At 62.6% G+C, this 5,461-nt stretch carries 7 protein-coding genes; 4 read left to right on the plus strand and 3 right to left on the minus strand.

Annotated features, from left to right (window positions below; all coding sequences use genetic code 11):
- The 3 genes from MPJ51_RS15845 to MPJ51_RS15855 form a co-directional block, all read left to right on the plus strand.
- The coding region (locus tag MPJ51_RS15845; RefSeq protein ID WP_298388683.1) for a M48 family metallopeptidase at positions 1–191 on the plus strand (191 nt) is incomplete at its 5' end.
- A 25-nt stretch (positions 192–216) separates the two neighbouring features.
- A complete protein-coding gene (locus MPJ51_RS15850; RefSeq protein ID WP_298388685.1) occupies positions 217–864 on the plus strand; it encodes a GntR family transcriptional regulator in 648 nt (215 codons plus the stop codon).
- A gap of 112 nt (positions 865–976) precedes the next feature.
- Positions 977–2,107 carry a lytic murein transglycosylase gene (locus MPJ51_RS15855; RefSeq protein WP_298388687.1) on the plus strand — a complete coding sequence of 377 codons (1,131 nt, stop codon included), beginning with the start codon at positions 977–979 and terminating at the stop codon, positions 2,105–2,107.
- Between the two features lie 4 nt (positions 2,108–2,111).
- Here the strand turns inward: MPJ51_RS15855 and MPJ51_RS15860 are convergent, their stop codons facing one another.
- Positions 2,112–3,074 (minus strand): acetyl-CoA carboxylase carboxyltransferase subunit alpha, encoded by a 963-nt coding sequence (locus MPJ51_RS15860; protein WP_298388689.1) that lies wholly within the window; start codon positions 3,072–3,074, stop codon positions 2,112–2,114.
- Positions 3,075–3,148: 74 nt separating this feature from the next.
- Entirely contained in the window at positions 3,149–3,832 is a 684-nt protein-coding gene (locus MPJ51_RS15865) for a hypothetical protein (protein ID WP_298388691.1), read from the minus strand.
- 150 nt (positions 3,833–3,982) lie between these two features.
- On the opposite strand from MPJ51_RS15865, the gene MPJ51_RS15870 reads away from it, so the two are divergent.
- A complete protein-coding gene (locus MPJ51_RS15870) occupies positions 3,983–4,816 on the plus strand; it encodes an AraC family transcriptional regulator (RefSeq protein WP_298388693.1) in 834 nt (277 codons plus the stop codon).
- Position 4,817: 1 nt separating this feature from the next.
- On the opposite strand, the gene MPJ51_RS15875 is transcribed toward MPJ51_RS15870, so the two are convergent.
- Positions 4,818–5,414: a LysE family translocator gene (locus MPJ51_RS15875; RefSeq protein ID WP_298388749.1), complete on the minus strand. Its 597-nt coding sequence runs from the start codon at positions 5,412–5,414 to the stop codon at positions 4,818–4,820.
- Positions 5,415–5,461: the final 47 nt, after the last annotated feature.

Consider the following 5,461-nt stretch of genomic DNA (forward strand, 5'->3'; position numbering starts at 1 on the left):
TGATCCTGGCGCCGCCCGAGGTGTTGCACTATGTGGCCGCGCATGAGGTGGCGCATCTGGCCGAGATGAACCACTCGCCTGCGTTCTGGGCACAGGTTGAGCGGATTTTCGGTCCCTACAAGGAACCCCGGCGCTGGTTGCGGGATCATGGGGCCGAATTGCATCGCTATCGCTTCGACGCGTTGACCTAGGCGAATTTTGTGATCACATGGGGGCATGTTGACCACACGCCCCACCGACTCGCAGCCTGCCACCCATGACCGCGTCTACCGGACCTTGCGGTCGCGGATCATGCATGGAGAGATTGCGCCGGGGCAGGCCCTGACCCTGCGCGGGATCGGCAAGGAATTCGGTGTGTCGATGACCCCCGCGCGCGAAACCGTGCGCCGCCTTGCCGCCGAAGGCGCGCTGTCGCTGTCCACCTCCGGTCGGGTCTCGACCCCGGAACTGACCAATGATCGGATTGAGGAACTGGCCGCCCTGCGCGCTCTGCTAGAGGTCGAACTGGCCAGCCGGGCGCTGCCTCGCGCGCATATGGCGCTGATCGACCGGTTGCAGAGCATCAACATGACCGTGGCCGAGATGGTGACCAAGCGCGATGCGGTGGGCTATATCCGCGCCAATCTCGATTTTCACCGCACGCTTTATCTGCGCGCGCAGGCCCCGGCGATGCTGGCCATGGCGGAAACCGTGTGGCTGCAGCTGGGCCCCACGATGCGGGCGCTTTATGGCCGGTTGCGGCGAACCGAGCCGCCCCATTATCACAAGCTGATCATCGCCGCGCTCAAGGCCGGGGATGAGCCGGGGTTGCGGCTTGCCGTGCGCTCGGACGTGACACAAGGGCTGCGCCTGCTGGTCAGCTAAGCGGCTTGTTGCCGACCTAGCGAGAAGTGCCGCGTCAGCCGTTGTCGTTCTGGTCTGACCCACCGCACTGCGGTAGTCTGGGGCAAATCACAAACAAGAGCAGATTTCAGACATGATTAATCGACGGAGTTTTTCCATTGGCCTCGGGTCATCGCTGCTGGCCGCCTGTTCAGGCGGAGGGGCACCAACGCGGCAACCGGCCTCGCGCATGCAGGCGGTGCCGAATGCGGGATGGGATGCCTGGGTGGCCGGGTTCAAGGGCCGCGCCGCGTCTCAGGGCATTTCGCAGACCACGATCAACCGCGCCTTTCAGGGGGCGGGTTACCTGCCGGGCGTGATCGAGAGGGACCGCAATCAGGTGGAATTCAAACGCTCGCTCGAGGATTATCTGGCCATTGCCGCCTCGGACGAGCGGATCAGTACCGGTCAGCAAATGCTGGTACGTCACGCAGGCACCCTGTCGCAGATCGAGGCGAAATACGGCGTGGATAAAGAAGTCGTCGTGGCCGTCTGGGGGCTGGAAAGCCGTTACGGTGCGCGGCGGGGCGATGTGCCCGTGATCTCGGCAACGTCCACATTGGCCTATGACGGGCGGCGCGGTGCGTTCTTTGAAAAGCAGCTGATTGCGGCGCTGCAGATCATTCAGGAAGGTGACACGACGCCTGCGAACATGACCGGCAGCTGGGCCGGGGCCATGGGACATACGCAGTTCATCCCGACATCCTATCTGGCCTATGCGGTGGATTTCACCGGCGACGGCCGCCGCGATATCTGGTCCGAGGACCCGGCGGATTCGCTGGCCTCCACGGCGGCCTATCTGTCGCGCGCCGGATGGGTGCGCGGGCAGCGCTGGGGTGGAGAGGCCGGGACGGTTTCGGGCACGCCGGTTGCGGTGTTGCAGCCGCAAGTGCCCGGCCCCCGGATCGCTGTGTTCCGCAATTTTCAGGTGATCAAACGCTACAACAATTCGGACAGCTACGCGATTGGCGTCGGGCATCTGTCCGACCGGATCGCAGGCGGCGCGCCGTTTCAGGCCTCCTTCGGGCCGGATGAGAACGGCCTGACGCTGCAGGACCGGAAAGAGCTGCAACGCCGCCTGACCGCAGCAGGCTATGACACGCAAGGCGCGGATGGGGTGATTGGCAACAACAGCAAAGCCGCCATCAGCGCCTATCAGCGCGCCAACGGGTTGTCGGTGACCGGGCAGCCTTCGGTTGCCCTGCTGCGCAGGTTGGGTGGCTGACGGGTTACGCCGCCAGCCCTTTGGAGCCGATATCGAGGAATTTCTGGCGGCGGTCCTGAATCAGGGCCTTCGCGTCCTTGCCGTCCAGATCGGCCAGCATTTCGGTGATCGCCGCGCGCACGGATTCGACCGCCGCGTCGCGGTCACGATGCGCGCCGCCTTTGGGCTCTTCGATGATCCGGTCGCAAACGCCGAGATTGTGCAGGTCCTGCGCGGTCAGACGCAGCGCCTCGGCGGCTTCGCGCATCTTCTCGGCATCCTTCCACAGGATTGAGGCGCAGCCTTCTGGTGAGATCACCGAATAGACCGAATGTTCCAGCATCGCGACGCGGTTGGCCGTTGCAAACGCCACCGCCCCGCCAGAACCGCCCTCACCGATGATGACCGAGACCAGTGGCACACCGATCTTCAGGCACATCTCGGTCGAGCGTGCGATAGCTTCGGATTGACCACGTTCTTCGGCCCCTTTGCCGGGGTAAGCGCCTGCAGTGTCGATCAGGGTGATCACGGGCAGGCCAAAGCGGCCAGCCATCTCCATCAGGCGCACGGCCTTGCGATAGCCTTCGGGGCGGGCCATGCCGAAATTGCGTTCGATCCGCGATTTGGTGTCGCTGCCCTTTTCATGGCCGATCACCATCACCGGCTGATCGTTGAACCGGGCCAGACCGCCGATCACGGCCAGATCGTCGGCAAAGTTGCGGTCCCCGGCCAGCGGGGTGAATTCGGTGAACAGCGCGTCGACATAGTCGTTGCAATGGGGCCGTTCCGGGTGCCGCGCCACCTGACATTTCCGCCACGGGGTGAGGTCGCTGTAAAGCTCCTCCAACAGCTTGGCGGCTTTGGCGTCCAGCGCCGAGGCTTCCTCGGCCACGTCCATCTCTTCATTGGCGCGGGCCAGCGCACGCAACTCCTCGGCCTTGCCTTCGATCTCGGCCAGGGGTTTTTCGAAATCCAGATACTGGGTCATGACGCCTCTTAACGCGAAAGTTCCCCGCTATATGAACTTGTGGCCCGCGGAATGCAACATGCCGCTGGGTCGCGTTACTTCACTGGTACATAGCTGGAGGGCAGGCCATCAGCATCGGCGTTGACCATGTAATACTGGTTCTCGCCCGTATCCCAGACCAGAAACGCATCAGCCCCTTCGGGTTTGGTCTGCTCACCCCACGGGGCCTGAATGGTCAGGGTGTCTGCGGTCGCGTAGCCCAGATCGGAGACACGCAGCATCTCAACCGGAGTTGTCTTCAGCGCGCCGACCATGCCGGGCGCCTGATCCTCGTACATCGCCTTGACCGCCGGGGCGAGGTCCAGCCGTTCGATTAGACGGGTGTTCTTGGCGGCGACGTCGTCCAGCGGGACCAGCTTGTATTTGTTGTCAAACGTCTCTTTCCCGATGATATAGAAATCCGGACCGTCCTTGCGAAACTGCAGCGCAATGATCGAGCCCGCGTTCTTCGTCAGATACGCTTGGTCATAGCCCGTCGCATCGACCGAGCCGAGATTTTCGCGGATGGCCTCAGGGATATCGTCGAATTGGTCGCTGGTCAGTTGCCAGCCCAGAATGGGGCGGTCCTTGATATAGGCCTCGGCCACCGGGTTGTTCTGGTTGACACGCTCGGCCAGCATGGCCTGGGTCTGCACGGCGGTGTCCTGCGCCTGGGCAGGGGCCAGCGACAGGGCGAGGGCGATCAGGGTGTGGCGAATGCGGGGGATGGGATTGGTCATGACGGTCCTCGCGTTTGGAAATTGCTTTTATGGGTGGAAAACTACGCCAACAGTTTAACAGAATTGCTGCGATTGCCTGCATGAATTCAGCAAGATTTGTGGATCGCAAATATGCATCCTGAGACGTGCAAGAGAGAAGGACGGACACCGATGGCAACCAGCTATGAAAACCGCATTCTGCGCGTGCTGGCCTATATCCACGACCACCCCGCCGGGGATCTGTCGCTGGACGCGTTGGCCGATGTGGCCGCCATGTCGCGATTTCACTGGCACCGCGTTTTTCGCGCCCTGACAGGCGAGACCTGCGCGCAGGCGGTGCGCCGCATCCGGCTGCACCGCGCCGCAACCTGGCTGGTGCAATCCGACAAGCCTGTGGCGCAGGTTGCCTCGGATATCGGCTATCCCAACCTGAACTCTTTTGCGCGGGCGTTTGCCGAGGCCTATGGCAGCAGCCCTGCCGCCTTTCGCAAGGCAGGCCAGTTCAAGCCCGCTCATCCACATTTCAGAACCGGAGAGTACCCAATGCATCCCGTATCAACCCGCACCGAACCCGCCCGCCGCATCGTCGCCCTGCCGCATATGGGAAGCTATGCCGAGATCGGCAAAAGCTTTGAGGCGTTTGGGGCGCTCTGTGAATCCCGGCAATTGTGGCCCCATCTTGGTCCAGTGATCGGTCTATATCTCGACAGCCCCGATACGGTCCCCGAGGCGGAGTTGCGCAGCTATGCCGGGGCCGAGTTCAGCGGTGAGAAAACGCCTGAGGGGATGGAGGCTTTGGATATCCCCGGCGGCAAAACGGCCGTTCTGACCTATAAGGGCCCGTACTCCGGTATCCACGCCGCCTATCACAGCCTGTTTGGCAACTGGCTGCCGGCCTCGGGCGAGGAACCCGCCGATCAACCCTGTTACGAGATCTATCTGAACGATCCGCGCGACACCGCGCCCGAGGACCTGCTGACCGAGATTTGCCTGCCGCTGCGATAGCTCAGCGCGGCCACAGCACCGGATAGAGCGAGGCCACCAGAAGCCCCGCCATGGTCCAGTTGAACACCAGCAACCGGCGCGGGTTCGTCAGGACTCGCGCCATTTGCTGTCCCAGAACCGTCCAGGTGCTGACCGATGGCAGGTTGATGGCCCCAAAGACCAGCGCCACGATCAGGATCGTTCCAATCGTCTGGCTGGGCGCATAGGCGGTGGTTGCCGTCAGCGCCATGGCCCAGGCTTTCGGGTTCACCCATTGAAAGGCTGCCGCCTGCAGAAAGGTCATCGGCGTGCCGGTCGCCTCGGCCTGTTTTGCAGGGGCGGCATGGGCAATCTTCCACGCCAGATACAGCAGATAAGCCACCGATGCGGCCTTTAGCACCGTGTAGCTGACTGGATAGCTGTTAAACAGTTGCACCAGCCCGCCGCCCACCAGCATCACCATCACCGTAAAGCCCAAGCCGATGCCCAGCATATGCGGAATGGTCCGGCGAAACCCGAAATTCGCGCCCGAGGCCATCAGCATCAGGTTATTCGGCCCCGGCGTGATGGACGAGACAAAGGCAAAGGTGATCAGGGCCAGCAGGATGTCATGGGTCATGGCGGGATCATTCCTGCAAATCCGGCAAATGAAATTGCGAATTTGTG

Source organism: Ruegeria sp. (genome assembly GCF_028066395.1).
Taxonomy (GTDB): Bacteria; Pseudomonadota; Alphaproteobacteria; order Rhodobacterales; family Rhodobacteraceae; genus Ruegeria.

Excerpts from the sequence above, each read along its gene's own strand:
- MPJ51_RS15850 (WP_298388685.1), top strand. The coding sequence starts at position 217 with ATGTTGACCACACGCCCCACCGACTCGCAGCCTGCCACCCATGACCGC.
- MPJ51_RS15855 (WP_298388687.1), top strand. The coding sequence starts at position 977 with ATGATTAATCGACGGAGTTTTTCCATTGGCCTCGGGTCATCGCTGCTG.
- MPJ51_RS15860 (WP_298388689.1), bottom strand. The coding sequence starts at position 3,074 with ATGACCCAGTATCTGGATTTCGAAAAACCCCTGGCCGAGATCGAAGGC.
- MPJ51_RS15865 (WP_298388691.1), bottom strand. The coding sequence starts at position 3,832 with ATGACCAATCCCATCCCCCGCATTCGCCACACCCTGATCGCCCTCGCC.
- MPJ51_RS15870 (WP_298388693.1), top strand. The coding sequence starts at position 3,983 with ATGGCAACCAGCTATGAAAACCGCATTCTGCGCGTGCTGGCCTATATC.
- MPJ51_RS15875 (WP_298388749.1), bottom strand. The coding sequence starts at position 5,414 with ATGACCCATGACATCCTGCTGGCCCTGATCACCTTTGCCTTTGTCTCG.